At 71.8% G+C, this 26,302-nt stretch carries 25 protein-coding genes; 21 read left to right on the top strand and 4 right to left on the bottom strand.

What is annotated here, in order from left to right:
* Positions 1-67: 67 nt before the first annotated feature.
* From AB0G10_RS31090 to AB0G10_RS31130, 9 genes are read left to right on the top strand one after another with little or no spacing between them, the layout of a single operon-like run.
* The gene (locus tag AB0G10_RS31090; protein WP_360929569.1) at positions 68-1,129 is read left to right on the top strand and encodes an alpha/beta hydrolase; all 1,062 of its coding nucleotides are present in this window, start codon (positions 68-70) and stop codon (positions 1,127-1,129) included.
* Entirely contained in the window at positions 1,126-1,575 is a 450-nt protein-coding gene (tsaE, locus tag AB0G10_RS31095; protein ID WP_360929572.1) for a tRNA (adenosine(37)-N6)-threonylcarbamoyltransferase complex ATPase subunit type 1 TsaE, read from the top strand. Before AB0G10_RS31090 ends, tsaE begins: the two co-directional genes overlap by 4 nt.
* Positions 1,572-2,255 (top strand): uracil-DNA glycosylase, encoded by a 684-nt coding sequence (gene ung / locus AB0G10_RS31100; RefSeq protein WP_360929575.1) that lies wholly within the window; start codon positions 1,572-1,574, stop codon positions 2,253-2,255. Before tsaE ends, ung begins: the two co-directional genes overlap by 4 nt.
* 8 nt (positions 2,256-2,263) lie before the next feature.
* Positions 2,264-2,923 (top strand): tRNA (adenosine(37)-N6)-threonylcarbamoyltransferase complex dimerization subunit type 1 TsaB, encoded by a 660-nt coding sequence (gene tsaB, locus AB0G10_RS31105; RefSeq protein WP_360929577.1) that lies wholly within the window; start codon positions 2,264-2,266, stop codon positions 2,921-2,923.
* A complete protein-coding gene (rimI, locus tag AB0G10_RS31110; protein ID WP_360929580.1) occupies positions 2,923-3,360 on the top strand; it encodes a ribosomal protein S18-alanine N-acetyltransferase in 438 nt (145 codons plus the stop codon). The genes tsaB and rimI overlap by 1 nt, the downstream gene beginning before the upstream one ends.
* Complete coding sequence (gene tsaD, locus AB0G10_RS31115; RefSeq protein ID WP_360929583.1) at positions 3,353-4,405, top strand: tRNA (adenosine(37)-N6)-threonylcarbamoyltransferase complex transferase subunit TsaD; 1,053 nt, start codon at positions 3,353-3,355, stop codon at positions 4,403-4,405. The genes rimI and tsaD overlap by 8 nt, the downstream gene beginning before the upstream one ends.
* Positions 4,406-4,414: 9 nt before the next feature.
* Positions 4,415-4,669, top strand: coding sequence for a hypothetical protein (locus tag AB0G10_RS31120; protein WP_360929586.1), 255 nt, complete (start codon positions 4,415-4,417; stop codon positions 4,667-4,669).
* A 42-nt stretch (positions 4,670-4,711) separates the two neighbouring features.
* Positions 4,712-6,406, top strand: coding sequence for an ABC transporter ATP-binding protein (locus AB0G10_RS31125; protein WP_360929589.1), 1,695 nt, complete (start codon positions 4,712-4,714; stop codon positions 6,404-6,406).
* Positions 6,403-8,196 (top strand): ABC transporter ATP-binding protein, encoded by a 1,794-nt coding sequence (locus AB0G10_RS31130; protein WP_360929592.1) that lies wholly within the window; start codon positions 6,403-6,405, stop codon positions 8,194-8,196. Before AB0G10_RS31125 ends, AB0G10_RS31130 begins: the two co-directional genes overlap by 4 nt.
* Positions 8,197-8,206: 10 nt before the next feature.
* On the opposite strand, the gene groL is transcribed toward AB0G10_RS31130, so the two are convergent.
* Both groL and groES read right to left on the bottom strand, forming a co-directional pair.
* Entirely contained in the window at positions 8,207-9,856 is a 1,650-nt protein-coding gene (groL, locus tag AB0G10_RS31135) for a chaperonin GroEL (protein ID WP_360929595.1), read from the bottom strand.
* Positions 9,857-9,928: 72 nt separating this feature from the next.
* Positions 9,929-10,243: a co-chaperone GroES gene (gene groES, locus AB0G10_RS31140; protein WP_014440794.1), complete on the bottom strand. Its 315-nt coding sequence runs from the start codon at positions 10,241-10,243 to the stop codon at positions 9,929-9,931.
* Positions 10,244-10,467: 224 nt separating this feature from the next.
* Here groES and AB0G10_RS31145 point away from each other — a divergent pair, with 224 nt between their 5' ends.
* The 9 genes from AB0G10_RS31145 (at position 10,468) to AB0G10_RS31185 (ending at position 21,178) form a co-directional block, all read left to right on the top strand.
* Positions 10,468-11,646, top strand: a complete 1,179-nt coding sequence (locus AB0G10_RS31145; RefSeq protein ID WP_360929598.1) for a methyltransferase domain-containing protein — start codon at positions 10,468-10,470, stop codon at positions 11,644-11,646.
* Positions 11,647-11,655: 9 nt separating this feature from the next.
* On the top strand, positions 11,656-12,138 hold the full coding sequence (gene ybaK / locus AB0G10_RS31150) for a Cys-tRNA(Pro) deacylase (RefSeq protein ID WP_360929601.1): 483 nt from the start codon (positions 11,656-11,658) through the stop codon (positions 12,136-12,138).
* A 345-nt stretch (positions 12,139-12,483) separates the two neighbouring features.
* The gene (locus AB0G10_RS31155) at positions 12,484-13,590 is read left to right on the top strand and encodes a substrate-binding domain-containing protein (protein ID WP_360929604.1); all 1,107 of its coding nucleotides are present in this window, start codon (positions 12,484-12,486) and stop codon (positions 13,588-13,590) included.
* Positions 13,591-13,740: 150 nt separating this feature from the next.
* Complete coding sequence (locus AB0G10_RS31160) at positions 13,741-14,544, top strand: ATP-binding cassette domain-containing protein (RefSeq protein ID WP_360929607.1); 804 nt, start codon at positions 13,741-13,743, stop codon at positions 14,542-14,544.
* A complete protein-coding gene (locus AB0G10_RS31165; RefSeq protein ID WP_360929610.1) occupies positions 14,541-15,797 on the top strand; it encodes an ABC transporter permease in 1,257 nt (418 codons plus the stop codon). Before AB0G10_RS31160 ends, AB0G10_RS31165 begins: the two co-directional genes overlap by 4 nt.
* Positions 15,797-16,975: an ROK family transcriptional regulator gene (locus tag AB0G10_RS31170; protein ID WP_360929613.1), complete on the top strand. Its 1,179-nt coding sequence runs from the start codon at positions 15,797-15,799 to the stop codon at positions 16,973-16,975. Before AB0G10_RS31165 ends, AB0G10_RS31170 begins: the two co-directional genes overlap by 1 nt.
* An 89-nt stretch (positions 16,976-17,064) precedes the next feature.
* A complete protein-coding gene (locus tag AB0G10_RS31175) occupies positions 17,065-18,498 on the top strand; it encodes an insulinase family protein (protein ID WP_360929616.1) in 1,434 nt (477 codons plus the stop codon).
* A 50-nt stretch (positions 18,499-18,548) separates the two neighbouring features.
* Positions 18,549-19,493 (top strand): DUF4034 domain-containing protein, encoded by a 945-nt coding sequence (locus tag AB0G10_RS31180; protein ID WP_360929619.1) that lies wholly within the window; start codon positions 18,549-18,551, stop codon positions 19,491-19,493.
* The gene (locus AB0G10_RS31185) at positions 19,490-21,178 is read left to right on the top strand and encodes an insulinase family protein (protein ID WP_360929621.1); all 1,689 of its coding nucleotides are present in this window, start codon (positions 19,490-19,492) and stop codon (positions 21,176-21,178) included. The genes AB0G10_RS31180 and AB0G10_RS31185 overlap by 4 nt, the downstream gene beginning before the upstream one ends.
* A gap of 281 nt (positions 21,179-21,459) precedes the next feature.
* Here the strand turns inward: AB0G10_RS31185 and AB0G10_RS31190 are convergent, their stop codons facing one another.
* Complete coding sequence (locus tag AB0G10_RS31190) at positions 21,460-21,846, bottom strand: WhiB family transcriptional regulator (RefSeq protein ID WP_360929624.1); 387 nt, start codon at positions 21,844-21,846, stop codon at positions 21,460-21,462.
* Positions 21,847-22,080: 234 nt separating this feature from the next.
* Between AB0G10_RS31190 and AB0G10_RS31195 the strand changes: the two genes are divergently transcribed.
* Positions 22,081-22,926 (top strand): helix-turn-helix transcriptional regulator, encoded by an 846-nt coding sequence (locus tag AB0G10_RS31195; protein WP_127545968.1) that lies wholly within the window; start codon positions 22,081-22,083, stop codon positions 22,924-22,926.
* A gap of 187 nt (positions 22,927-23,113) precedes the next feature.
* On the opposite strand, the gene AB0G10_RS31200 is transcribed toward AB0G10_RS31195, so the two are convergent.
* Positions 23,114-23,515 carry a DUF5319 domain-containing protein gene (locus AB0G10_RS31200; RefSeq protein WP_360930016.1) on the bottom strand — a complete coding sequence of 134 codons (402 nt, stop codon included), beginning with the start codon at positions 23,513-23,515 and terminating at the stop codon, positions 23,114-23,116.
* 119 nt (positions 23,516-23,634) lie between these two features.
* Here AB0G10_RS31200 and guaB point away from each other — a divergent pair, with 119 nt between their 5' ends.
* A complete protein-coding gene (guaB, locus tag AB0G10_RS31205; RefSeq protein WP_360929626.1) occupies positions 23,635-25,122 on the top strand; it encodes an IMP dehydrogenase in 1,488 nt (495 codons plus the stop codon).
* A 59-nt stretch (positions 25,123-25,181) separates the two neighbouring features.
* Positions 25,182-26,300, top strand: coding sequence for a GuaB3 family IMP dehydrogenase-related protein (locus tag AB0G10_RS31210; RefSeq protein WP_360929629.1), 1,119 nt, complete (start codon positions 25,182-25,184; stop codon positions 26,298-26,300).
* Positions 26,301-26,302: the final 2 nt, after the last annotated feature.

The raw sequence follows: 26,302 nt of genomic DNA on the forward strand, positions 1-26,302 counted from the left end.
GCGCAGGCGGCGAGAGCGGCATCGGCGGCGAGGCGCGGCACGGTGCGCAGGGCGGGGAGGTCCGGGCGTGAAGCGGGCTGCGAAGACCGCCGGCATATTCGGCGCCGCGGTCGGTGTGGCGGCGGCCGGCCTGGCCACGGCGTTCGCGGTGGAGCGGGCCCTGGTGCGGCGCTCGGTCAAGGCGCCCGGCGACCCGCACGTCGACGAGCCGTTCGGCGATCAGCCGTTCGACCGGGAGCTCACCGTCACGGCGGCCGACGGCACCGACCTGCATGTCGAGATCGTCGAGCCGGAGCAGCCCACCGGCAAGCCGACCATCGTGTTCGTGCACGGCTTCGCGCTCGACATGGGCACGTTCTACTTCCAGCGCAAGGAGCTGGCCGAGCGCGGCGAATACAAGATGGTCTTCTACGACCAGCCCGGCCACGGCCGCTCCGGCAAGCTCCAGTCGGGCACCTACGACATCGCCGCGCTGGGCCGCTCGCTCGCCGCGGTGCTCGAGGAGACCGTCCCGGACGGCCACATCATCCTGGTGGGCCACTCGATGGGCGGCATGACCATCATGGCGTTCGCCGAGCAGTTCCCGGAGTGGTTCGGCAACCGGGTGACCGGCGTCGTCCTGATCTCCACCTCGGCCGGCCTCTTCGACAAGACCGGACTCGGCGTGACGAACCTGGTGGCCCGGGCCAGCGCGCCCTGGTTCCCGCTCTGGGACCGCGCGGCGAAACTCGGCGGTGGCACGATCGACCGCGCCCGGGTCGCCTCGTCCGACCTGGCCTGGCTGCTGACCCGGCGATACGGCTTCGGCGAGGCGAAACCCAGCGCCACGCTGGTCACGTTCGTGGAGAGCATGAACTCGAAGACGTCGGTGGAGACGCTGACGAAATACCTGCACACGCTCTACACGCACAACCGTTTCCCGGCGCTGTCGGCGCTGCGCGGGGTGCCGGTGCTCGTGGTGGTCGGCGACCGTGACTACCTCACCCCGGTCACCCACTCCGAGGAGATCCTCAAGCACCTGCCGCAGGCCGAGCTGCTGAAGATCGAGAACAGCGGCCACGTGGTGATGCTGGAGAAGGCCGACCAGGTCAACGCCGCACTGATCCCGTTCCTGGAGAAGATCACGTGAAGCTGAGGACCGTCGACGACACCAAGGACTTCGGCCGGCGCCTGGCCGGCATCCTGCGGGCCGGCGACCTGCTGCTGCTGACCGGCCCGCTCGGCGCCGGCAAGACCGCCCTGGTGCAGGGGATCGGCGCCGGCCTCGGCGTGCAGGGCGCGATCACCTCGCCGACCTTCGTGATCGCCCGGGTGCACCGCGGGCCGCTGCCGCTGGTGCACGCCGACGCCTACCGGCTGGGGGAGCGGCCCGACCCCCGTGCCGAGATCGACGACCTGGACCTGGACGCCTCGGCCGACGACGCGGTGACCGTCGTCGAGTGGGGCGCCGGCCTGGTGGAGCAGCTCAACGACGAATACCTGCAGGTCCGCATCGACCGGCTGGACGACGACACCCGAGTGATCGACCTGGTGCCGCACGGCGGCGACTGGGCACACCGACTGGAGAGCCTGTGAACCTGATCGAACTGCTGCCGGCCGAGTGGCGCGCCGAGCTGACGCCCTTCCTGGACGCCGAGGCGACCGCGAAGCTGGGCGAGTTCGTCGCCGCGGAGTATGCGAACGAGACCGTCTACCCGCCGGTGGAGGACCTGTTCGCGGCCTACCGGCTGACCCTGCCGGCGCAGACCAGAGTGCTGATCCTGGGGCAGGACCCCTACCACGGCCCCGGCCAGGCGCACGGGTTGAGCTTCAGCGTCCGCGAGGGCGTCCGCAAGCCGCCGTCGCTCGGGAACGTGTTCAAAGAGCTCGCCGAGGACGTCAACATCCCGAAGCCGGTGAGCGGTGACCTGACCGGCTGGGCGAAACAGGGCGTGCTGCTGCTCAACGCGGTCCTGACCGTCCGGGCGGGCAAGGCCGGCTCGCACGGCAACAGGGGCTGGGAGGCGTTCACCGACGCCACGATCCGGGCGCTCGACGCGCGTGACGAGCGGGTCGTCTTCCTGCTCTGGGGCAGCTACGCGAAGAAGAAGGCGGCCCTCGTCACGAACCCGGTCCACGCCGTCATCGAGGCCGGGCACCCGAGCCCGCTCAACCGGGCGGGCTTCCTCGGCAGCCGCCCGTTCAGCGCCGCCAACAAGGCCCTCGCCGACGGCGGCCGCCCGCTGATCGACTGGGACCCGAGGGCCGCCGGGTAAGGTCAGGTGTGCTCGTTCTCGCTCTGGACACCGCCACACCCGCCTCGACGGCGGCGCTCGTCGAGGTGACCGCCGACGGCCTGTTCGGCGTCGCGGAAAGCCGTACCGTCGACCCCCGCGCGCACGGGGAGAAACTCGCCCCGGAGATCGCCGCGGTGCTGGCCGAGGCGGGTTACCGCCCGCGCGACCTCACGGCGATCGTGGCGGGTCTGGGGCCGGGCCCGTTCACCGGCCTGCGGGTCGGGCTCGCCACGGCGGCGAGCATGGGGCAGGCGCTCGGCATCCCGACGTACGGTGTGTGCTCGCTCGACGGCCTCGGCCGGGCGGCCGGTCCGGGCCGCGTGCTGATCGCCACCGACGCGCGGCGCCGTGAGGTGTACTTCGCGACATATCAGGACGGTGACCGGGTGAGCGGCCCCGAGGTGGCGAAACCCGCCGACGTCGGCGTCGAGGGCGTGACCCGGGCGGCGGGGGAGGGTGCTCTCAAGTACGGGGACCTTTTCGGCGTACCCGTGGAGGAACATCTCCTCTATCCACCCGGCGCCGCCCTGGTGGCGCTCGCCGCCACCAGGATCCGTGCCGGGGCGGAGAGTGAAGTGCTGACGCCTCTCTATCTGCGCCGGCCCGACGCCGTCGAACCGGGCGCGCGCAAGCCGGTGCTGACCTGATGTTGATCGAGCGGTTCCGCTGGTGGCACATCGGTCAGGTGCTGCCGGTCGAGGAGGATCTCTTCGGCGCCGAGAAGTGGTCGGCCGCGATGTTCTGGAACGAGCTGGCCCAGGGCCACTACTACCTCGTGGCGACCGAGGACGAGACGGTGCTCGGCTACGCGGGTCTGTCCGTCGTGGACTCCGAGGAGTCCTGGGTGCAGAACATCGCGGTGCGGCGGGACACCCAGCGGCGCGGGGTGGGCCGGCAGTTGCTGGAGGCGCTGCTGGCCGAGGCGGCCGCCCGCGGGGTGCGCAAGACGCTGCTCGAGGTGGCCGTCGACAACGCGCCGGCGCAGCGGCTGTACGCGAGCTACGACTTCGAGCCGGTCGGGATCCGGCGCGGCTACTACCAACCCAGCAACACGGACGCCCTGGTGATGATGCGCGATGCGTGACGAACCCCTGGTCCTCGGGATCGAGACCTCCTGCGACGAGACCGGTGTCGGCATCGTGCGCGGGCACACCCTGCTCGCCGACGCGCTGGCGTCCAGTGTGGATCAGCATGCGCGGTTCGGCGGCGTGGTGCCCGAGGTGGCGAGCCGCGCCCACCTCGAAGCGCTGGTGCCGACCATGCAGCGGGCGCTCGACGAGGCCGGCGTGACCCTCGCCGACGTCGACGCGATCGCGGTGACCAGCGGTCCCGGTCTGGCCGGCGCGCTGCTGGTCGGCGTGGCGGCCGCGAAGGGCTACGCGCTCGCCGCCGAGAAGCCGATCTACGGCGTCAACCACCTGGCCGCGCACGTGGCGGTGGACACCCTGGAGCACGGCCCGCTGCCCGAGCCGGCGATCGCGATGCTGGTCTCCGGCGGGCACTCCTCGCTGCTGCTGGTCGACGACCTGACGGCCGGCGTGACGCCGCTCGGCGCGACCATCGACGACGCGGCCGGCGAGGCCTTCGACAAGGTGGCCCGGCTGCTCGGCCTGGGCTTCCCGGGCGGCCCGATCATCGACCGGACAGCGCGCGAGGGCGACCCGCGGAAGATCGCGTTCCCGCGCGGCCTGACCGCGCCGAAGGACCAGGCCGAGCACCGTTTCGACTTCTCCTTCTCGGGTCTCAAGACGGCGGTGGCGCGCTGGGTGGAGGCGAGGGAGCGGGCCGGTGAGCCGGTGCCGGTCGCGGATGTCTCGGCGAGCTTCCAGGAGGCGGTCTGCGACGTGCTGACCGCGAAGGCGATCGACGCCTGCCGGACCAACGGCGTGAAGACGCTCGTGATCGGCGGCGGCGTGGCGGCGAACTCGCGGCTGCGGTTGCTGGCCGAGGAGCGGGCGGCGAAGCACGGGATCGCCGTGCGGGTGCCGCGGCCGGCGCTCTGCACCGACAACGGCGCGATGGTGGCGGCCCTCGGCTCGCACCTGGTCGCGGCCGGGATCGCTCCCAGTCGTCTCGACCTCCCGGCCGACTCGGCGATGAGTTTGACCGAGGTCAGTGTCACGGGGTAGGAAGCGAGCATGATCGCGCGGATGTGGGAGGTACGGGCCTCGCGCAGCGGCTTCGACGAGCTGCTGAGCTGGGTCTGTGACACGGCGGTGCCCTCGCTGGAGGTGCTGCCACAACATGTGTCGAGTGACGTCTATTCGTCCACCGATCAACGCATCGTCGTCATCACCAAATGGCGTAACACCCCGGAGGGCATGCCGACTCCGCCGGAGAACCTGGTAGCACGCACTCCGCACGTCTGGGATTTCACGCCCGTCGATCGCTGAGCGGTCGCAGACCTCGCAGCCCGGCCTTACCGTCGGGCTCTGATGCATATATTGCCCGAGCCGGATCCCGGCCTGCCCGACTCCCGGTCCGCCGCCCGATATCTGTTCTGGTTGGTCCGGCGTTCCCGCCTGACGGTCGCTGCGGCGGCCACTCTCGCGATCATCTGGATGGGGTGCCAGTCGCTGGCGCCCGCCATGGTCGGCCGCGCCGTCGACGCCGCCGCCGGCAAGGACGGCGCCGGCCTCGCCCGCTGGACGCTCCTGCTGCTCGGCGTCGGGACGATCCAGGTGATCACCGGCATCATGCGGCACCGGTTCGCCGTCTCGAACTATCTGGGCGCCGCGTTCCGTACCGTCCAGGTCGTGGTCCGCCAGGCCAACCGGCTCGGCGCGACCCTGCCGCGCCGGCTCGACACCGGCGAGGTGGTGGCGATCGGCACCTCGGACATCAGCCACATCGGCGGCGCCGTCGACATCGTCTCGCGCGGCATCGGCTCGCTGCTCGCGGTCGCCATCATCACGGTGCTGCTGCTGCGCATCTCGGTGCCGCTCGGCATGATCGTGCTGATCGGCGTGCCGATCATGATGCTCGTGGTGGGCGCGCTGATCGGCCCGCTGCACCGGCGTCAGCGCGAGTACCGCGGCCGGCAGGGCGAGCTGACCGGTCAGGCCGCCGACCTGGTCTCCGGTCTGCGGGTGTTGCGCGGCGTGGGTGGGGAGCCGATCATGGCGGCGCGCTATCGCGCCGCGTCGCAGAGGCTCAGAGCGGCGGGGGTACGGACCGCGCGGGTCGAGGCGTTGCTCGAGGCGGCCCAGGTGCTGCTGCCCGGGGTGTTCCTGGTGCTGCTGACCTGGCTGGGGGCGCGGTCCGCCTGGGCCGGCCGGATCACCGTGGGCCAGCTGGTCTCGTTCTACGCGTACGCGGCGTTCCTGGTGGCGCCGCTGCGGCAGCTCACCGACGCGGTCGACCGGATCACCCGCGGGCACGTGTCGAGCCGCCGGGTGGTCGCCATGCTCGAAGTGGACGGTGAGCCGGCCGATCCGGGCGAGCCGGCGCCGCTGCCCGCCGCCCGCCTCGCCGACTTGGACGACCCGGAGTCGGGGGTGCGCGTCCCGGCCGGCCGGTTGACCGCGATCGTGGCGGACGTCCCCTCCGACGCGGCCCGGATCGCCGACCGTCTCGGCCGCTACGCGGACGGCGCCTCGATGGGCGGCGTCCCGCTGGCCGGCGCGTCGATGGCCGAGGTGCGCGAGCGGATCCTGGTGGCCGACAACGAGGCCCGGATGTTCGCCGGCCCGCTGGTGTCCGATCTGGATCCGTACGGCGCGGGCACCCTGCCGGAGGCGCTGGAGGTGGCGGACGCGACCGGCGTCGTCGACGCGCTGCCCGACGGCGTGGACACCGTGGTCGCCGAACGCGGCCGGTCCTTCTCCGGCGGCCAGCAGCAACGGCTCCGGCTGGCCCGGGCACTGGTCGCCGACCCGGAGATCCTGATCCTGGTCGAGCCGACGAACGCCGTCGACGCGCACACCGAGGCGATGATCGCGGACCGGTTGCGGGCGGCGCGGTCCGGTCGTACCACGGTGATCTGCACGTCCAGCCCGCTGCTGCTGAGCCGGGCCGACCGGGTCTGCTACGTCGAGAGTGGACGCGTCGTCGCCGCGGGCCCGCACCACGTCCTGCTCCGCACCGCGCCCCGGTACGCCCGGATGGTCCTGCGCGAGGAAGAGCCGTGACCCGCCCGCTGCCGGTGGCGAGCCGTGGCCAGGCCCGCCGGTACGCCCGCGAGCTGCTGCGCCGCCATCCCGGCATGTTCCGGGCGGCGGTCGGCCTCAACGTGGCCGCCGCGCTCGCCGCGCTCGCCGGCCCGCGCCTGCTCGGCGACCTGGTCGAGGCGATCGAGGATCACGAGCCGATGGCCGACCTGAACCGGATCGTCCTGGCGCTGGCCGGATTCGTGCTGCTGCAGACGGTCCTGACCCGGTTCGCGCACGTGGCCTCGGCGCGGCTCGGCGAGCGGGTGCTGGCCCGGCTGCGTGAGGAGTTCATCGCGCGGGTCGTGACGCTGCCGCTCGCCACCGTGGAGGCGGCCGGCAGCGGCGACCTGCTGACCCGGGCCACCCGGGACGTGGACGCGCTCTCCAAGTGCGTGCGGTTCGCCGTGCCGGAGACGATGATCGCGGTGATCACGCTGTTCCTGGTGGTGGGCGCGCTCGTGATGGTGAGCCCGCTCTTCGCGATCCCGCTGCTGATCGGGATGCCGATCCTGCTGGCCGGCACCCGCTGGTACCTGCGCCGGGCGCCGGCCGGCTACCTGGAGCAGAACGCGGCGTACTCCGAGGTGACCGAGGGGCTGACCGAGACGGTCGAGGGCGCCCGGACCGTGGAGGCGTTGCGCCGCGGGCGGCAGCGGATCGCCCGTACCGATGCGGACCTGGACCGGACCTGGAAGGCCGAGCGGCACACGCTCTTCCTGAGGACCGTCTGGTGGCCGGTGATCGAGTCGAGCTACGTCCTCCCGGTGGTGTTGACGCTGGTCGCGGGCGGCTGGCTCTACCTGCGGGACGCCGTGACGCTGGGGCAGCTGACGGCCGCGGTGATCTACGTGCAGCAGCTCGTCGACCCGCTCGACCGGCTCTCCGGCTGGCTCGACGAGCTGGAGGTCGGCGCCGCCTCCCTGGCCAGGCTGCTGGGCGTCACGGCGAAGCAGCCACCACCCGTCGGAGCGGCCCGCCCGGACGGGCGCCGGATCGAGTTGCGGGGGGTGCGGTTCGCCTACCGGGCCGACCAGGAGGTGCTGCACGGCATCGACCTGGTCCTGGAGCCGGGGGAGCGGCTCGCCGTGGTCGGGGTCTCCGGCGCCGGCAAGTCGACGCTGGGCCGGCTGCTCGCCGGCGTGCACCAGCCGACCTCGGGCAGCGTCACGGTGGGCGGGGTGCCGCTCGCCGCGCTGCCGCCGGAACGGCTGCGCGCCGAGGTCGCGCTGGTGACCCAGGAGCACCACATCTTCATGGGCACGCTGCGCGAGAACGTCGCGCTGGTGCGTCCGGGCGTGCCGGAGGGCGAGGTACGGGCGGCCCTCGCCGCCGTCCACGCGCTGGGCTGGGCCGACAGCCTGCCGGACGGCCTCGCCACCGCGGTCGGGGCGGGCGGCCTGCCGCTCACCCCGGCGCAGGCCCAGCAGGTGGCGCTGGCCCGGCTCGTCCTGGCCGACCCGCACACCCTGGTGCTCGACGAGGCGACCGCGCTGCTCGACCCGCGGGCGGCCCGGGACCTGGAACGGAGCCTCGCCGCGGTGGTGCGCGGGCGGACCGTCGTGGCGATCGCCCACCGGCTCTTCTCGGCCCACGACGCCGACCGGGTCGCGGTCGTCGAGGACGGGCTGATCACCGAGCTCGGCTCGCACGACGAGCTGCTCGCGGCGGACGGCTCGTACGCGGCCCTGTGGCGGTCCTGGCAGGGCGGCCCGGAGAAGCCGGAGATGCAGGAAGGGCGCACCACCGGTGCGCCCTTCCATGTCAGCTGAACGGTTCGGGTCAGAAGCCCGGGCCGTGCTGGTGGCCGTGGCCACCGTGGCTGTGACCGTGACCGCCGGCGGCGGCCGGAGCGGCCTCGGCCGGCCTCTCGACCACGAGGCTCTCGGTGGTCAGCAGCAGACCGGCGATCGAGACGGCGTTGGAGACCGCGTTGCGGGTCACCTTCACCGGGTCGATGATGCCGGCCGCGGCCAGGTCGACGTACTCGTCGGTGGCCGCGTTGAGGCCGTGGCCCCAGCCCAGCTCGCCGACCTTGCCCACCACGACGTAGCCGTCGTGGCCGGCGTTCTGCGCGATCCAGCGCAGCGGCTCCACCAGCGCCTTGCGGACGATGCTGACGCCGATCGCCTCCTCGCCGGTCAGGCCGAGGTCGCCGTCGAGCTCCTTGGACGCCTGGGCGAGCGCGGCGCCGCCACCGGGGACGGTGCCCTCCTCGACAGCCGCCTTGGTCGCCGCGATGGCGTCCTCGATGCGGTGCTTGCGCTCCTTCATCTCGACCTCGGTGGCCGCGCCGACCTTGATCACCGCGATGCCGCCGCCGAGCTTCGCGAGACGCTCCTGGAGCTTCTCCCGGTCCCAGTCGGAGTCGGACGCCTCGATCTCCTTGCGGATCTGGGCGACCCGGTCGGCGACGTCGGACTTGTTGCCGCCGCCGTCGACGATCGTGGTGTTCTCCTTGTCGACGACGATGCGCCGGGCGCTGCCCAGCGACTCGATGCCGACCTGGTCGAGCTTGTAGCCGAGCTCGGGGGCGATCAGCTCGCCACCGGTCGCGATCGCGAGGTCCTGCAGGATCGCCTTGCGGCGGTCACCGAAGCCCGGCGCCTTCACCGCGGCGACCTTGATGGTCTTGCGGAGCGCGTTCACCACGAGGGTGGAGAGGGCCTGGCCCTCGACGTCCTCGGCGACGATGAGCAGCGGCTTGCCGGCCTGCAGCACCTTCTCCAGCAGCGGGAGCAGCTCCTCGATGCTGGAGATCTTCTGCGTGGTCAGCAGGATGTACGCGTCCTCGAGGACGGCCTCCTGCGACTCCGCGTCGGTCACGAAGTTCGGCGAGATGAAGCCCTTGTCGAACTGCAGGCCCTCGGTCACGTCGAGCTCGGTGGCAAGCGCCGAGCCCTCCTCGACGGTGATGACACCGTCGCGGCCGACCCGGTCCATCGCCTCGGCGATCAGCTCGCCGATGGTGGCGTCCTGGGCCGAGATGGTGGCCACGTTCGCGATCGCCTTGTGGTCGGCGACCTCGACGGCCTTGGCCAGCAGCGCCTTGGACACGGCCTCGGAGGCCTTGTCCATGCCGCGCTTGAGGCCGATCGGGTTGGCGCCCGCGGTCACATTGCGCAGGCCCTCGCGGACCAGCGCCTGCGCGAGCACGGTCGCCGTGGTGGTCCCGTCGCCGGCGACGTCGTTGGTCTTCGTCGCCACCTCCTTGACGAGCTGCGCGCCGAGGTTCTCGTACGGGTCGGTGAGCTCGATCTCCTTGGCGATGGTCACGCCGTCGTTGGTGATCGTGGGAGCGCCGAACTTCTTGTCCAGGACGACGTTACGACCGCGCGGTCCGAGGGTGACCTTGACCGTGTCGGCGAGCGTGTTGACCCCGTGCTCCAGCAGGTGCCGGGCGTCGTCAGAGAAACTGAGAATCTTCGCCATCTATGGTCCCTTCACGCACCAGCGCCCTGCCCCGAGTCATCGGAACAGGGCGCTGGCGCAATCAGTCAGGTCTTACTTCTCGATGACCGCGAGGACGTCGCGGGCGGAGAGCACCAGGTACTCCTCGCCGGCGTACTTGACCTCGGTGCCGCCGTACTTCGAGTAGAGGACCACGTCGCCGACCTTGACGTCGAGCGGAACCCGGTTCCCCTTGTCGTCGATCCGGCCGGGGCCGACAGCGAGGACGGTGCCCTCCTGCGGCTTCTCCTTGGCGGTGTCGGGGATCACGATGCCGGAAGCGGTCGTGGTCTCAGCCTCGTTCGCCTGGACCACGATGCGGTCCTCGAGCGGCTTGATCGCAACCTTGGTCGCGGTAGTCACGGGCATACCCTCCTGGGTACAGGTTTCGCCGGCCTTGATCCAGGCCGGTCTGATGCCTCATGCCACCGGGCGGGGCCGTCGTCGCGGGTGCCGGTCCGCCTGGTGCCTAACCGCACGGGCGGGCCGCGCGGCTGGCACCCTCATGTTGAGAGTGCTAACCGGAGACTATTCCGGAACTAGCACTCCGTCAACCAGAGTGCCAGCCTGTCACGCCAGGGAGAATGCCTGTCGTGACCCCTGAGTTGCTGTCCCGCTTGCGAACCCCCGCCGGAGCCGAAGCCCTGGCCGTGGCGGCCGGGCTCGATGACGCCGAGCCCCTCGCCGCCGCCTCGGCCGTGCGTGCCCGGGGCATCGGCGCGGACCTCGCCGCGGCCGCTCTGACCCAGGCTAGTTTGCGCAGGCGGGCGGCGATGAAGTTCGGGCCGGACGCGGCCCGGATGTTCTTCACCCGGCCCGGCCTCGAGCAGGCCACCCGGGCCCCGGTCGCGGCGCGGCGGGCGGCCCGGCTGGCGGCCGCGGGCGTGCGGTCCGTCGCCGATCTCGGCTGCGGGCTCGGCACCGACGCGTTCGCCGCGGCCCGGCGGGGCATCCGGGTGCACGCCGTCGACGCCGATCCGCTCACCGCCGCGGTCGCCGCCGCCAACGCCGAGGCGCTCGGGCTGACCGGCCTGGTCACGGTGGAGTGCGCGGACGCCACGTCGGTCCGGGTCGAGGCGTTCGACGCGGTCTTCGCCGACCCGGCGCGCCGCCAGGCCGGCCGGGGCCGGGTGTTCGACCCGAAGTCGTACTCGCCGCCGTGGGACTTCGTCGCGGCGCTGCCGGAGCGGGTGCCGCGGACCGTGCTGAAGCTGGCGCCCGGCATCGGCCACGACCTGCTGCCGCCGGGAGCCGAGGGGGAGTGGGTCAGCGTCGGCGGCGACCTGGTCGAGGCGGCGTTCTGGTGCGGGCCGCTGGCCGGGGCGCCGCGGCGGGCGACGCTGCTCGGCGCCGACGGGTCCGGGGAGGCCGGGCTGACCGGCTCGGGGACCGCGGCCGCGCCGGTGGGGCCGGTCGGCGCCTACCTCTACGACCCGGACCCGGCCGTGGTCCGCTCGCACCTGGTGGCCGAGTTCGCCGCGACGGTCGGCGGCCGGCTGGGCGACCCGGAGATCGCGTACGTGCACACCGACGACCCGGTGGACACGCCGTTCGCGCGCCGGCTCGCGGTGACCGACGTGCTGCCGTTCTCGCTGAAGCGGCTGCGGGCGCTGCTCCGGGAGCGGGGCATCGGGCGGCTGGAGATCCGCAAGCGGGGGTCCGCGCTCGTCCCCGACCAGCTGCGCAAGGACCTGCGCCTGTCCGGCCCGAACGGCGCCGGCATCGTGCTGACCCGGGTGGCGGGCGCGCCGGTCGTGCTGATCACCCAGTAGCTTTCCCTCATGGCGAAGAAAGCGGCCGGCACCCCCGCGACCGTCCTGCTGACCTCCGAGCGGGTTCCGCACACCCTTCATCCGTACGAGGTGTCGCCGGACGCGCCCCACTACGGGGCTCTCGTCGCCGCGTTCCTCGGGGTCGAGCCGGCCCGGCTGTTCAAGACGCTGATCGCCGAGGTGGACGGCGCGCTGGTGGTCGGCGTCGTGCCGGTGACCGGCGATCTCGACCTGAAGGCGCTCGCCCAGGCGGCCGGGGGCAAGCGGGCGGCCCTCGCCGACCGGGCCGCGGCCGAGCGCAGCAGCGGCTACGTGCGGGGCGGGATCAGCCCGCTCGGGCAGCGGCGGCGACTGCCGACCGTGATCGACGACACCGCTCCCGCTCTCGACCTGATGTACGTCTCGGCCGGCCGCCGTGGGCTGCAGGTCTCCCTCGCCCCGGCCGATCTCATCCGGCTGACCAGCGCGATTGTGGCCCCGATCCGGAGCTGAGCGGCGGCATCCTAGCTTCCGTACGGATACGTCCGTTCTCCCGGTATACGCCAACTCCGTAGCTCGAAACTACCGAGCGTCACCCTGCGTGTCCCCCGGGGAGTATTCCGCGCACCGAGGTACCCGCTGGTAACCGCGCCGTGTTGCCGGATTGTTATCCCTCGTTACGAGATAGATCTCCGTTGCGGCTTGTGTTCTCGGCCACCATCGGAATACGTTGCCGGGCACAACAAACCGGTTCCTCATCCATCGGCGTCACAGGGCGAGCGTCACCTCTCCATCCGCCGCGACCCCTGACAAATCCGAACCAAGGCCCCGGATTTACCCCCCGAAAGGACATAAGGAATGCGTAAGGGACTGTTCGCCCTTGCCGCGGCTGGCCTGCTGGCCACCGGAAGCATGGCCGCGTGCGGCAGTGAGAGTGGCGACAGCGGCAGTGGCAGCGGCGACAGCGGCTCCTCGGCCGGCAAGGTCGGCGTGATCCTGCCCGACACCAAGAGCTCCGCTCGCTGGGCGACCGCCGACCTGAAGTACCTCACCGACGCCTTCAAGGCGGCCGGTGTGGAGGCCGACATCCAGAACGCCCAGGGTGACAAGACCCAGTTCCAGACGATCGCGGACGGCATGATCTCCAGCGGCGTCAAGGTTCTGATGATCGTCAACCTGGACTCCGGCACCGGTAAGGCCGTGCTGGACAAGGCGAAGGCCGCGGGCATCGCGACCATCGACTACGACCGCCTCACCCTCAACGGTGGCGCCGACTACTACGTGTCGTTCGACAACGTCGAGGTCGGCAAGCTGCAGGGTCAGGGTCTGATCGACTGCCTGACCGAGAAGAAGGCGACCAAGCCGGTCGTGGCGTACCTGAACGGTTCGCCGACCGACAACAACGCCACCCTCTTCAAGGAGGGCTACGACTCGGTCCTCAAGCCCAAGTTCGACTCGGGTGAGTTCGTCAAGGGTCCGGACCAGGACGTTCCGGACTGGGACAACGTTCAGGGCGGCACGCTCTTCGAGCAGATGCTGACCACGAACAAGGACATCAAGGGCGTCCTCGCCGCCAACGACGGCCTCGGCAACGCGGCCATCCAGGTGCTGAAGAAGAACAAGCTGAACGGCCAGGTCCCGGTGACCGGTCAGGACGCCACCGTTCAGGGTCTTCAGAACGTCCTCGTCGGCGACCAGTGCATGACGGTCTACAAGGCCATCAAGGACGAGGCGGACGCCGCCTCCGAGCTGGCGATCGCGCTGGCCAAGGGCCAGGCGCCGACCTCGGCGACCGGCTCGGTCACCGACCCGGAGTCGAAGAAGGACGTCAAGTCCGTCCTGCTGAAGCCGCAGTCGATCACCAAGGCGAACGTCAAGGACGTCGTGGCGGACGGCTTCGTCACCAAGGAGGAGCTCTGCACCGCGGACTTCGCCAAGGCCTGCACCGACGCGGGCATCAGCTGACGCCTCGGTAGTCAGCGCCTGAGTTCGGCGCCGCCCACGCACGCCGTGGGCGGCGCCGGAGTCGGTTCTCGACAAACCCGCGGTCGGCGGAGCCACGATGAGGTGGCGGAGCCGCGACGCAACCGGTCACCGAACGAAGGAGAACCATCAGTGGCCGCGACACCCCTTCTGGAGCTGCGCGGGATCGACAAGAGCTTCGGTCCCGTCCAGGTCCTGCACGACGTCGGCCTGAACGTCTACCCGGGCGAGGTCACCGCCCTGGTCGGCGACAACGGCGCCGGTAAGTCCACGCTGGTCAAGTGCATCAGCGGCATCTACTCGATCGACGCCGGCACGGTCACCTTCGACGGCAAGGAGGTCGCGATCCACTCCCCGCGCGACGCCTCCGCGCTCGGCATCGAGGTCGTGTACCAGGACCTCGCCCTCTGCGACAACCTGGACATCGTCCAGAACATGTTCCTCGGCCGGGAGAAGAAGTCCGGCATCGTCCTCGACGAGGCGACCATGGAGGAGATGGCCGGCGAGACCCTCCGCAGCCTGTCGGTGCGGACCGTCAAGTCGCTGCGCCAGCTCGTCTCCAGCCTCTCCGGCGGCCAGCGGCAGACCGTGGCGATCGCCAAGGCCGTGCTCTGGAACAGCCGGGTCGTCATCCTCGACGAGCCGACCGCGGCCCTCGGCGTGGCGCAGACCGCGCAGGTGCTCGAGCTGGTCCGCCGGCTCGCCGACAACGGCCTCGGCGTCGTCCTGATCTCGCACAACATGAACGACGTGTTCGCGGTCTCGGACCGCATCGCGGCGCTCTACCTCGGCCGGATGGCGGCCCAGGTGAAGGCCTCCGACGTGACCCACTCCCAGGTCGTCGAGCTGATCACCGGCGGGCGCAGCGGCAACCTCGGCCTTCCGCCCGAGAAGCCCTCGGAGTTCATCGACATCACGCCGGGAGAAGCCCAGTGACCACGACCACGACCACCACGGCCGGTGGCATCCAGGCCGTCAAGCCCACGGTCGGGAGCCACATCCGCGACTACTGGGCGCGGGTCCGCGGCGGCGATCTCGGCAGCCTCCCGGCCGTCCTCGGGCTGCTCGTCCTCACGCTGATCTTCGGCGTGGCCCGGAGCGACACGTTCCTCAGCGCGCTCAACTTCGCGAACCTGTTCAACCAGAGCGCGCAGGTCGTCTTCATCGCCATGGGCCTGGTCTTCGTGCTGCTGCTCGGCGAGATCGACCTCTCGGCCGGTTTCGCGAGCGGCGTGTGCGGCGCGGTCATGGCCATCCTGCTCACGAACGAGGGCCTGCCCTGGTACGTGGCGATCCCGGCCGCGATGCTCACCGGCATCGTGATCGGCCTGGTGCTCGGCCTGCTCGTGGCGAAGCTCGGCATCCCGTCGTTCGTCGTCACCCTGGCCGCGTTCCTCGCCTTCCAGGGCGTGCTGCTGACCATGCTCAAGGGCGGTCAGAACATCTCCGTCACCGACGAGTTCGTCCGTTCGCTGAACAACGACAACCTGTCGGTGGCCTGGAGCTGGGGCCTCACCGTCTTCGCGATCGCCGGGTACGCCGCGGTCCAGCTGAACCGCTACCGCAGCCGGAACGCCCGGAACCTGGTCGCCGACCCGCTCGGCATCGTCCTGCTGCGCGTCGGCGGGCTCGCGGTGCTGCTCGTCGCGGCGACCGCGGTGCTCACCCAGGAGCGGGCGATCAACCCGGCGATCAACTCGCTCAAGGGCGTGCCGATCGTCGTGCCGATCATCGCGATCGCCATGATCATCTGGAGCTTCGTGCTCGGCCGCACCACGTACGGCCGGCACGTCTACGCGGTCGGCGGCAACGCCGAGGCGGCCCGCCGGGCGGGTATCACCGTCGACCGGATCCGCATCTCGGTCTTCGTGATCTGCTCGTTCATGGCCTCGATCGGCGGCATCCTGGTGGTCAGCCGGGCCAGCTCGGTCGACCCGAACACCGGTGGCAGCAACATCCTGCTCTACTCGGTCGGCGCCGCGGTCATCGGCGGCACCAGCCTCTTCGGCGGCAAGGGCAAGGTGATCAACGCGGTGATCGGTGGCGCGGTGATCGCCGTGATCGACAACGGCATGGGTCTGATGGGCTTCAGCTCCGGTCAGAAGTACATCTTCACCGGCCTGGTGCTCCTGGCGGCGGCGAGCGTCGACGCCCTGGCCCGGCGCAGAGCCTCCGCAACGGGAAGCTGATGCGTGCCGGCCCCAGCCAGGAAGAGGTACGCCGGCACAACCTCGGGACCCTGTTGCGCTACGTGCACGTGCACGGCGCGACCTCCCGGGCGGAGTTGACGAACCGGCTCGGCCTCAACCGCAGCACCATCGGGGCCCTGACCGCCGAGCTGATCAGCGTGGGCCTGGTCAGCGAGGCGGCGCCACGTGAGACCGGCCGGGCCGGACGACCGTCACTGGTCGTCCGGCCCGAGTCCGGGCGGGTGTACGCGTACGCGCTGAGCATCGAGGTGGACCGGCTGCGCGCGGCGCGGGTCGGACTCGGCGGCCGCATCCTGGAGCAGTACGAGACCGAGCGCCCGCCCGGGATGAGCGCCGCCGACGCGGTGCAGCCGCTGGCCCGGTTCATCCGGCAGATGCGCGCCGGCGTGCCCGACGACGCCAAGTGCGTGGGCAGCGGGCTCGCGGTGGCCGGCATGGTGCGCCGCCAGGACGGCATGGTCCGCCTCGCCCCGACGATCGGCTGGGTCGAGGAGCCGGTCGGCGAGGCGCTGCGGGCCGAGCTCGGCGAGTCCGGCCGGTTCACCATCGGCAACCACGCGGACGTCTGCGCGCTCGCCGAGCACGCCCGGGGCGCGGCCGTGGGCTGCGACAACGTCATCTATCTGTACGGGGACGTGGGCGTCGGCGCCGGGATCGTGGCGGGCGGCCATCGGGTCACCGGCCACGGCGGATACAGCGGCGAGGTCGGTCACATGGTCGTCAACCCGTACGGAAGACCCTGCTCCTGCGGCTCGCGCGGCTGCTGGGAGACCGAGATCGGCGAGCACGCGTTGCTCCGGCTCGCCGGCCGGTCCGACCGCAGCGGGCAGGACGCGGTGCTCGCCGTCGTCGACGCCGCGATGCGCGGCGACAGCCAGGCACAGCACGCGCTGCGGCAGGTCGGCGACTGGCTCGGCTTCGGCGTCGGCAACCTCGTCAACATCTTCAACCCGGAGGTCGTGATCTTCGGGGGCACGCTGCGCGACGTCTACCTGGGCGCCGCCGCGCAGATCCGCAGCCGGCTCAACGCGGTCGGGCTGCCGGCCTGCCGCGAGCACGTCCGGCTGCGCACGCCCGAGCTCGGCGCCGACGCCGCTCTGATCGGCGCGGCCGAGCTCGCCTTCGAGCATCTGCTGGACGACCCGCTGCTTTCCTGAAACCCGCCCTCCGGGGGTCATCGCGGAAGATCTATGCTGCCCGCCATGCCCCCGCGTCGTACCCCTCGTGCCTCCCGTCGAGGCGCGGGATGATCAAGCAGCTCGAGGTGGACGGCGTGCCCGCGGTGCTGGCGCCGGTCACCGGGGAAATGCACGCCGGCCTGGTCTTCCGGGTCGGTGTCGCGGACGAGCCGCTGGTCCGCCGGGGCGTCACCCACCTCGTCGAGCACCTCGCGGTGCACGGCCTTGGTGACACCGGCTCGCACGTCAGCAGCAGCACCGGGGTCGAGCACACCTTCTTTCACGTACGAGGGTCCGCCGCGCGCATCGCCACCTTCCTGAACGGCGTCTGCGCCGCGCTGCGCGACCTGCCGGCCGGCCGGATCGACGCGGAGAAGGACGTGCTGCGCGCCGAGAGCGCCGGCCGGACGCCCGAGCCGCGCTCGATGTGGCGGCACGGGGCCCGCGACTACGGCATGCCCAGCTTCGGTGAGCGCGGCCTCGACGGCCTCGCCGCCGAGGACCTGCACGCCTGGATCGCCCACTACTTCACCAGGGAGAACGCCGCCCTCTGGGTGGCCGGCGACGAGGTGCCGCCGGGCCTGCGCCTGGACCTGCCCGAGGGGGTGCGCCAGCCCGCCCCGGTGCCGTCCTCGGCGCTGCCGGTCACGCCGGCCTGGTTCGCCGCGCACGGCGAGGAGCTCGCCTGGGACACCGTGGTCCGCCGGGAGGCCCGGGCCGCCGTCTTCGCCAACGTGCTGGAGCGCCGGCTGGCCCGGGACCTCGGGTGCGAGGTGCGGACCGAGTACGAGCCGCGCGCGTCCCGGACCGCCCGGATCACCGCGGTCGTGCCGGACGGCGGGGCGTCGGTGGACGGCCTGACCGGGGTGCTGGCCGCGATGCGGGACGGCCGGATCGAGGCGTCCGACGTGTCCACCGTGGTGGAGCTGACCTGCGAGGGCCTGCGGGAGTCCGAGGGGCGCGGCCGGCGGCTGCCGGGCCAGGCCTTCAACGTGCTGGCCGGCCGGGGCGTCCGCGGCGTCGACGAGGCGATCGCGGAGGTCCGGTCGATCACCGTGGACGACGTCGCCGAGGTGTCGGCCGCCGCGTACGGCGCGGGCCTGCTGATGGCGCCGGTCGGGACGGTGAGCGGCCCGGACGGCTGGACCGCGGCGCCCGGATCCTCGGCGTCGGCGGTCTCCGGCCGTACCCGCCGGGCCCGCCGCAATCGCACCCGGCGCCTGGTGCACGGCGAGGACGGGGTGAGCCTGCTCGACGGCGATGCGATCCGCACCGTGCGGTACGACGCCTGCGCCGCCGTGCTGGCCTGGCCGGACGGCGGACGGCGGCTGATCGGCCACGACGCGATCGCGGTGCCGGTCGAGCCCGCCCTCTACCGGGACGGGGACGCCGCGGTGGCCGACATCGACGCGCGGACGCCGGCGGCGCTGCGGGTCGCGATGCCCCCGCGCGACCCGGACACGATCCCGCAGGCGCCGCGCGGCTGGTGGCCGAACGGCTGAGGGTGGGATCATCGTCGCACGCATGCTGATCAGCCTCTATGCTGCGCGCCATGTCTCAACCCTCCGACGTGGTGTTCGACCCGGCCGCCGCGTACCCGGGCATCACCACGCTGCGGGCCGCGCTGGCACGCCGGGACTGGGCCGGCGCCCGAGCCGTGCTCGACTCGGTGTCCCCGTCCGACCGGACCGCGCTGATCCGTACCTGCGGCGACGAGAAGGACCTCGAGGACTTCCTGCGATACGTGCTGCGCGCCGATCCCCGGGACGGCGCCGCGGCCGCGCTGCTCGGATTCCACCTGGTCCATCTGGGCTGGGAGATTCGGACGGCGGCCTGGGCGAAGGACGTCACGAAGGAGCAGTGGGCCGGATTCCGCGAGCACCTGCGCAAGGCCGAGCTCGTGCTGATCGACGCGGCCGCGTACAACCCGGGTGACCCGGCGGTCTGGACGAGCCGGCTTCTCTCCGCGCGCGGGCTGTCGCTCGGCATCGCCGAGATCCGGCGGCGTTACGATCGGCTCAACGCGGCGGTGCCGCACCACCTGCCCGGCCAGATGGAGCTCTGCTACTCGCTGGAGCCGAAGTGGTTCGGCAGCTGGGAGGAGTTGCACGCGTTCGCCCGGGACTGCGCGCTCGCGGCGCCGCCCGGCAGCCCGCACGGCGGGCTGGTGGCCGAGGCCTTCTTCGCCCGATACGGCGCGGCCGACGACGACGCCGAACGCGCCCGCTTGGTGCGGGACCCGCAACTGCAGGCCGACCTTCAGCGGGTCGCCCACCACAGCGTGCTGCACCCGGGGTTCGCCCGCGAGTACGGCTGGGTGCGCGCCGCGAACGCGTACGCCACCCTGTTCACCCTGCTGGCGGAACGGCCCGCCGCCGCGCGGATGTTCGGGCTGCTCGGCAACCTCGCGACGGTCGACCCGTGGGGTCCCTCGGAAGAGAACGCGGCATCCAATTTCCGCAAGGCGCGCGCTTGGGCCCTGGGAGGAGCGCAATGATCAAGCAGACCGAGGTGAGCGGCATACCCGCCGTGATCGCCCCGACCACCGGCCCGATGCACGCGGGCCTGGTCTTCCGGGTCGGCTTCGCGGACGAGCCGCTGGCCAAGCGCGGCATCACACACCTGGTCGAGCACCTGGCGCTGCACGCGTTCGGGGTGGCCGACTACCACTACAACGGCGCGACCGGCACCGAGTACACCTTCTTCCACATGCAGGGCGCCGAGGCCGACATCGTGGCGTTCCTGAACGGGGTCTGCCGGGCGCTCAACGACCTGCCGATGCACCGGCTCCCCACCGAGAAGGAGATCCTGCGCACCGAGGAGAACACCCGGGGCGAGGGTCCGACCGAGGCGCTGCCGCTCTGGCGGCACGGCGCCCGGGACTACGGCGTGGCCACGTACCCGGAATGGGGTCTCTCCGGCATCAGCCCGGACGACCTGCGCGCCTGGGTGAGCCACTACTTCACGGTCGAGAACGCCGCGCTCTGGATCGCCGGACCGGCCGTGCCCGCCGGGCTCGAGCTCACCCTGCCGCACGGCGAGCGCCGCCCGGCCCCGGCGCCGTCGTCGGCCCTCCCGGTCCGGCCCGCGTTCTTCCCCGGCCCGTCCAACGTGGTCGCCTGGGACGCCGTCGTCGAGCGCTCCACCAGCGCCGGCGTCTTCTCCGGGGTGCTGGAGCGGTCGCTGTTCCGGTCGCTGCGGCAGGAGAGCGGGCTGTCCTACACGGTGCAGGCCGCCTACGAGCCGCGCTCCGGCGGCCGGGCCGTGGTCACCGCGTTCGCCGACGCGCTGCCGGAGAAGCAGGGCGCCGTGCTCGGCGGGTTCGTCGACGTGCTGGCCTCGCTGCGGCTCGGCCTGATCGACGACGCCGACGTGACCGCCGTGGTGAACCAGCGGGTCGAGGAGCTGACCCGGGCCGAGGAGAACGGGACGCGGCTGCCCGGCCAGGCGTTCAACCTGCTCGCCGGCCGCCCGGTGCAGAGCGCCGCGGAGCTGGTCGCCGAGGTGCGCGCGGTCACCCGGGACGACGTCGCGGCGGTCGCCGCGGCCGCGTTCGCCGACGGGCTGCTGATGACGCCGGGCCGCACCGGGGCCGACTGGGCCGGGTACACGCCGGCGCCGAGCGACTCCGACCGGGTGGCCGAGGGCAACCGGTACGGCTCGATGGACGACCCGGAGCTCTCGTTCGTGGCCGGCGAGCGCGGGGTGAGCCTGGTCAACGACGGTTCCGCCGCCACCGTCTTCTACGACGAGTGCGCGGTGCTGCTGGCCTGGCCGGACGGCGCGCGGCGGTTCGTCGGGCACGACGGCATCCAGGTGCACTTCGAGCCGACGCTCTATCCGAACGGCCACGCCGTGGTGCCGGCCCTCGACGCGCGGGTGCGCCCGGAGCTGCGGGCCACGATGCCGTCCCGCGACCCCGACCGGATTCCGAGGCCCCGACCGGCGCAACCCGCGGCTGCCACGTCCGGTGGCGGTGGCCGGACCTGGCCGGTGATCGTGCTGGTGGTGCTCGCGCCGGTGCTGCTCTTCTTCGGCTTCCTCGGCCTGATCATGGGCCTCACGGCGTTCGACGACGACGTGGACGTGGCCCTGGAGATCACCATCGCGGTGATGTTCCTGTCCTTCGCGGCGCTCGCCGGCTGGGGCGTCTTCTGGGCCGTCCGGCGCCTGCGCCGCTGACACGTCCCGCGCCGCGGGGGGTGGGCGACCGATTCCGACGGGTGACACAGAATACGAACACGGCGCCGCCCGGACCGGGCGGCGCCGTCGGCGGGCACCAGGTGAGGGTCGGAATCGGTTGTCCGGAAGCCGCACACTTCGTCCGACTCGAAAACGCAAGTCGCTCATACGGTGGCTTGCATGTCCACCAATGCGGTTGAAGAACCGCTGAACCACCCGGCTCGGTCCTCCGCCGAGGACCGCGCCGCAAGCCGTTTGGTGTCGCCGCGCGCCGGGCGGCGTCAGGCCGCCGGTGCCTGCCGCTGCGCGGGCACCGCCGTCTTGTGGGGCCGGCCGAGGCGCGCCTCGAGCCGGGCAAGGTCGACTCGTCCGTGACGATCCGCCAGGTCCTCCCAGCCGACCGCGAGCAGCCGCAGCCGCTCCGATTCGCTGAAACCTCCCCAAACTCCGTACGGCTCGCGAACCGCCAGAGCGTGCGCGGCGCACTCCGCCCGGACCGGGCAGGCGCCGCACATGGTCTTGGCCTTCGCCTCGCGGCGATTGCGGGACGACCCGCGCTCGCCGTCGGGGTGGAAGAACTGCGCGCTGTCCCGGCCACGGCAGAGTCCCAGCCTCTGCCAATCCCAAAGGTCGGCGATGGGCCCGGGCAGTCTGCGAACGTTCGACATCAACACCCTCCTCCCGCGCGGCACCGCGGAGCGTTCGTCATGAGGGCCTGTGCCCAGGCCTGTGCTGGCGGGTGTACCCCGGCGATCGCCGGCTCACACGCAACATGTCGATGTCTTCGCGAGCGGTATGGCAAAGGGGTGGCAAGTCATACCCATCTTTCCCATTTTTTCCATCTAAAGCGCGTAATGCTGCGGCCCTCGCGTGATCTCCTCTGAGAGAGAAGGAGGATCACTGTGCGTACCGTCCTCGTGTGCGTCCGAACCCCGCTGGCGGCCCAGACCGTCGCGTCGACCGCGGCCCGGCTCGGCATGACCGGTGTCGTCCGGACCGCGGTCAGCGAGACCGAGGCCATGATCCGACTGGCGGAACGGCCGGCCGAAGTGGTCCTGGCCGACACCGCCGTGACCCGGCCCGACAGCGTCGGGTTCACCAGGCGCGTGCTCGCACGTGCCCCCCAGGCTCAAGTAGTGCTCTTCGGAGCTGAGGACCCGCGGGTCGCGGCGGCCGCGGTCGCCGCGGGCGCCCGTGGCGTCATCCGCGGCGTCGAGCACGATCTGGTCAGCGTCGTCGCCAAGGCGCTGCTCCTGCTGCTGTTGCCGGTGCGCCCGCAGGGCATGCCGATCAACGGCGCGAACGCTCAGCCGGCCACCGTGGCCGGTGGGGTGCGCAACAACAACTCGCCGGCGGCCCGGGGCCAGTACGCGCCCGGCATGGGCATCCCGAACGCCGCGGCCGTCCCGGCGATGCTCGGCCCGAACGCGCCGATGGTCCCGGCGCAGCGCGGCGACGCGCCCATCGACCCGGCCACCGGCCGGCCGATGGTGGCCTGGCCCGGCAACGAGGCCGGGGTGGGGATGGGCGAGGCGGCCCCGGCGGGCCGCAGGCTCACCCTGACCGAGCGGGAGCTACAGGTCCTGCGCGGGATGGCGGACGGCAAGAGCAACGCCGAGATCGGCCGCGAACTCTTCGTCTCGGAGGACACGGTCAAGACGCACGCCAGGCGTCTGTTCCGGAAACTGGGTGCGCGCGACCGGGCACACGCGGTCGCTGCCGGTTTCCGAGCAGGCCTGGTCGCCTGAAACACCAGAACACAGGGACTTAGCTTCCGGTAAGGGCGTAGCCCCAGAGCACGTGCAAAAACGCCGCCGTTGAGGAGGCGTGTGCTTTTCCGGCGCCCGCGGGGTTTGCGGGTGGCGGGAAAGTGCGCGCCTCCTCAACGGCCGAAAAGGCGTTTTTGCCCAGGCGAGCGAAGCGAGCCCAGCAAGCTCAGCTCTGCTCGTCCTCAGAACCCTCGGTGAGGGTGTCGTGCACGCCGTCCGCATAACCACGGGCGTATTCCCACGTCACGTAGTGGTCGGGATCGGGGTCGTAGGCGGGCTCGTGCACCCGCGGGCGCCCGCTGTCGAGCAGGTGACGCAGGTTTCCCCGGAGCAGATCCCAGTCGAAGTAGTGCGGCTCGTGGCAGTCCTCGCACTCGATGACCAGCCCGCGGATGCCCGTCGGACTGAGCAGTGCCTGGTAGATCTCCAGGTCGGAGAGGTCCTCCAGGACGTCCTGCCGCTCGTCCTCGGTCAGCGGTTCGGTCTCGCCGTCCTCGTTGAGGTCGTCGAGTCCGGCGGCCGGGTCGGCGGGATCGCCGTTGAACGGGTCGATCGGCTCTTCTTGCACCCCCATACCGTACTCACCTCCGGCCGGGGTGTGCTGGCCCGCACGTTCTGTCCGCCGCCCGGGTGCCCCCTCCGGGATGGGTAGGATGATGGACTCCGCCTCTTCTCTAGGGATGATTTGTGGAAACTGACAGCGCCCGCACCGTTCCGCTCGGTCTGACCTTCGACGACGTGCTGCTGCAGCCCGGTGAGTCGGACGTCGTTCCCAGCCGGGTCAACACCGTGACGCGCCTGACGCGGAACGTCGAACTCTCCATCCCGCTGCTCTCCGCGGGCATGGACACCGTGACCGAGGCGCGCATGGCGATCGCCATGGCCCGCCAGGGCGGCATCGGCGTGCTGCACCGCAATCTCTCGGTGGAGGACCAGGCGACCCAGGTCGACCTGGTGAAGCGGTCCGAGTCCGGCATGATCACCAACCCGGTCACCTGCAGCCCGGACGACACCCTGCGGCAGGTCGACGCGCTCTGCGGCCGCTACCGCATCTCCGGCGCCCCGGTCGTCGACGCGAACGGCGTGCTGGTCGGCATCGTCACCAACCGTGACATGCGGTTCGTCAGCGACCTCGACGCGAAGGTGCGCGACGTCATGACGAAGGCGCCGCTGATCACCGCGCGGGTCGGCGTCACCAAGGACGAGGCGCTGGAGCTGCTCGCCAAGCACAAGGTGGAGAAGCTGCCGCTGGTCGACGAGGCCGGTCACCTGCGCGGCCTGATCACCGTGAAGGACTTCACCAAGTCCGAGCAGTACCCGAACGCCGCGAAGGACCCGCAGGGCCGGCTCCGGGTGGCCGCCGCGGTCGGGGTCGGCGACGACTCCTACAAGCGGGCGCGCGCCCTGGTCGACGCCGGCGTGGACGTGGTCATCGTCGACACCGCGCACGGGCACCAGCGGGCCGTGCTCGAGATGGTGGCCCGGCTGAAGAAGGACGTCCCGATCGACATCGTGGGCGGCAACGTGGCGACCTTCGCCGGGGCGAAGGCTCTGGTCGAGGCGGGCGCCGACGCCGTCAAGGTGGGTGTGGGTCCGGGCGCCATCTGTACGACCCGGATCGTCGCCGGCGTGGGCGTGCCGCAGATCACCGCGATCATGGAGGCGAACCGCGCCTGCGCGCCCGCCGGTGTCCCGGTCATCGGCGACGGCGGCATCCAGTACAGCGGCGACATCGCCAAGGCGATCGTGGCCGGCGCGAGCACGGTCATGCTGGGCAGCCTGCTGGCCGGCTCCGAGGAGAGCCCCGGCGAGCTGATCTTCATGAACGGCAAGCAGTTCAAGTCGTACCGGGGGATGGGCTCGCTCGGCGCGATGCAGTCCCGCGGTCAGGCCAAGTCGTACTCGAAGGACCGCTACTTCCAGCAGGATGTGAACGAGGACAAGCTGGTCCCGGAGGGCGTCGAGGGCCAGGTGCCCTATCGTGGTCCTCTGTCCAGGGTGGCGCACCAGCTCATCGGCGGGCTGCGCGCGGCCATGGGCTACGTGGGCGCGGAGACCATCCCCGACCTGCAGGAGCGGGGACAGCTCATCCGGATCACGGCGGCCGGGCTCAAGGAGAGCCACCCGCACGACATCCAGATGACGGTCGAGGCTCCCAACTACCACTCCCGCTAGAACCCCGTCCAACCACCCCCACCCGCCGCCCCATATAAGGACTGAAGGCGTTTCCAGCCATGCGTGACGTAGTGGAGATCGGCCTCGGTAAGACCGCGCAGCGCGGCTACCACCTGGATGACATCGCGATCGTTCCGAGCCGCCGCACCCGCGACGTGGACGACGTGTCGACCGAGTGGAAGCTCGACGCGTACCCATTCAAGATCCCCTGCGTCGCGCACCCGTCGGACGCCACCCAGAGCCCCGAGTCGGTGATCGCCCTGGGCCGCCTCGGCGGCCTGGGCGTGCTCAACGCCGAGGGCCTCTGGACCCGGTACGAAGACCCCACCAAGATCCTCGAAGAGCTGGCCGCGCTCGGCGAGGACTCCGACGCCACCAAGCGTCTCCAGGAGGTCTACGCCGAGCCGATCAAGCCGGAGCTGATCACCGAGCGGGTCCGGCAGATCCGCGCGTCCGGCGTGACCACCGCGGTCCGGGTCTCCCCGCAGCACACCCTCGCCCTGGCGCCGGTCGTGCTGGACGCCGGCGTCGACCTGCTGGTGATCCAGGGGACGCTGGTCTCGGCCGAGCACGTGTCCACCACGGACGAGCCGCTGAACCTCAAGGAGTTCATCGCCGACCTCGACCTCCCGGTCATCGTCGGCGGCTGCACCGACTACAAGACCGCGCTGCACCTGATGCGCACCGGCGCGGCCGGCGTGATCGTCGGCGTCGGCGCCGACGAATGGTCCACCACCGACACCGTCCTCGGCATCCGGGTCCCGATGGCCACCGCCATCGCCGACGCGGCCGCCGCCCGCCGTGACTACCTGGACGAGACCGGTGGCCGCTACGTGCACCTGATCGCCGACGGCGGGCTGTCGACGTCGGGTGACATCGCCAAGGCCATCGGCTGCGGCGCCGATGCGGTGATGCTCGGGGAGCCGCTGTCGCTCGCCGAAGGGGCGCCGGCGGGCGGGGCCTGGTGGCACTCGTCGGCGAGTCACCCGGCTCTGCCGCGGGGCGGGTTCTGCATCGCCGGCGAGCCGGACGGGACGCTCGAAGAGGTGCTCTACGGGCCGGCCGACCGCCCGGACGGTCAGCTGAACCTCTTCGGCGGTCTGCGGCGGGCGATGGCGAAGTGCGGTTACCGCGACGTCAAGGAGTTCCAGAAGGTCGCCCTCGTCCTGGACAAGTAGTG

The organism is Actinoplanes sp. NPDC023714 (assembly GCF_040639855.1).
GTDB lineage: Bacteria > Actinomycetota > Actinomycetes > Mycobacteriales > Micromonosporaceae > Actinoplanes.

Excerpts from the sequence above, each read along its gene's own strand:
- AB0G10_RS31170 (WP_360929613.1), top strand. The coding sequence starts at position 15,797 with ATGCGTGCCGGCCCCAGCCAGGAAGAGGTACGCCGGCACAACCTCGGG.
- AB0G10_RS31175 (WP_360929616.1), top strand. The coding sequence starts at position 17,065 with ATGATCAAGCAGCTCGAGGTGGACGGCGTGCCCGCGGTGCTGGCGCCG.
- AB0G10_RS31210 (WP_360929629.1), top strand. The coding sequence starts at position 25,182 with ATGCGTGACGTAGTGGAGATCGGCCTCGGTAAGACCGCGCAGCGCGGC.
- AB0G10_RS31185 (WP_360929621.1), top strand. The coding sequence starts at position 19,490 with ATGATCAAGCAGACCGAGGTGAGCGGCATACCCGCCGTGATCGCCCCG.
- groL (WP_360929595.1), bottom strand. The coding sequence starts at position 9,856 with ATGGCGAAGATTCTCAGTTTCTCTGACGACGCCCGGCACCTGCTGGAG.
- AB0G10_RS31180 (WP_360929619.1), top strand. The coding sequence starts at position 18,549 with ATGTCTCAACCCTCCGACGTGGTGTTCGACCCGGCCGCCGCGTACCCG.
- AB0G10_RS31125 (WP_360929589.1), top strand. The coding sequence starts at position 4,712 with ATGCATATATTGCCCGAGCCGGATCCCGGCCTGCCCGACTCCCGGTCC.
- ybaK (WP_360929601.1), top strand. The coding sequence starts at position 11,656 with ATGGCGAAGAAAGCGGCCGGCACCCCCGCGACCGTCCTGCTGACCTCC.
- rimI (WP_360929580.1), top strand. The coding sequence starts at position 2,923 with ATGTTGATCGAGCGGTTCCGCTGGTGGCACATCGGTCAGGTGCTGCCG.
- AB0G10_RS31190 (WP_360929624.1), bottom strand. The coding sequence starts at position 21,846 with ATGTCGAACGTTCGCAGACTGCCCGGGCCCATCGCCGACCTTTGGGAT.
- AB0G10_RS31120 (WP_360929586.1), top strand. The coding sequence starts at position 4,415 with ATGATCGCGCGGATGTGGGAGGTACGGGCCTCGCGCAGCGGCTTCGAC.
- AB0G10_RS31155 (WP_360929604.1), top strand. The coding sequence starts at position 12,484 with ATGCGTAAGGGACTGTTCGCCCTTGCCGCGGCTGGCCTGCTGGCCACC.
- groES (WP_014440794.1), bottom strand. The coding sequence starts at position 10,243 with ATGCCCGTGACTACCGCGACCAAGGTTGCGATCAAGCCGCTCGAGGAC.
- tsaD (WP_360929583.1), top strand. The coding sequence starts at position 3,353 with ATGCGTGACGAACCCCTGGTCCTCGGGATCGAGACCTCCTGCGACGAG.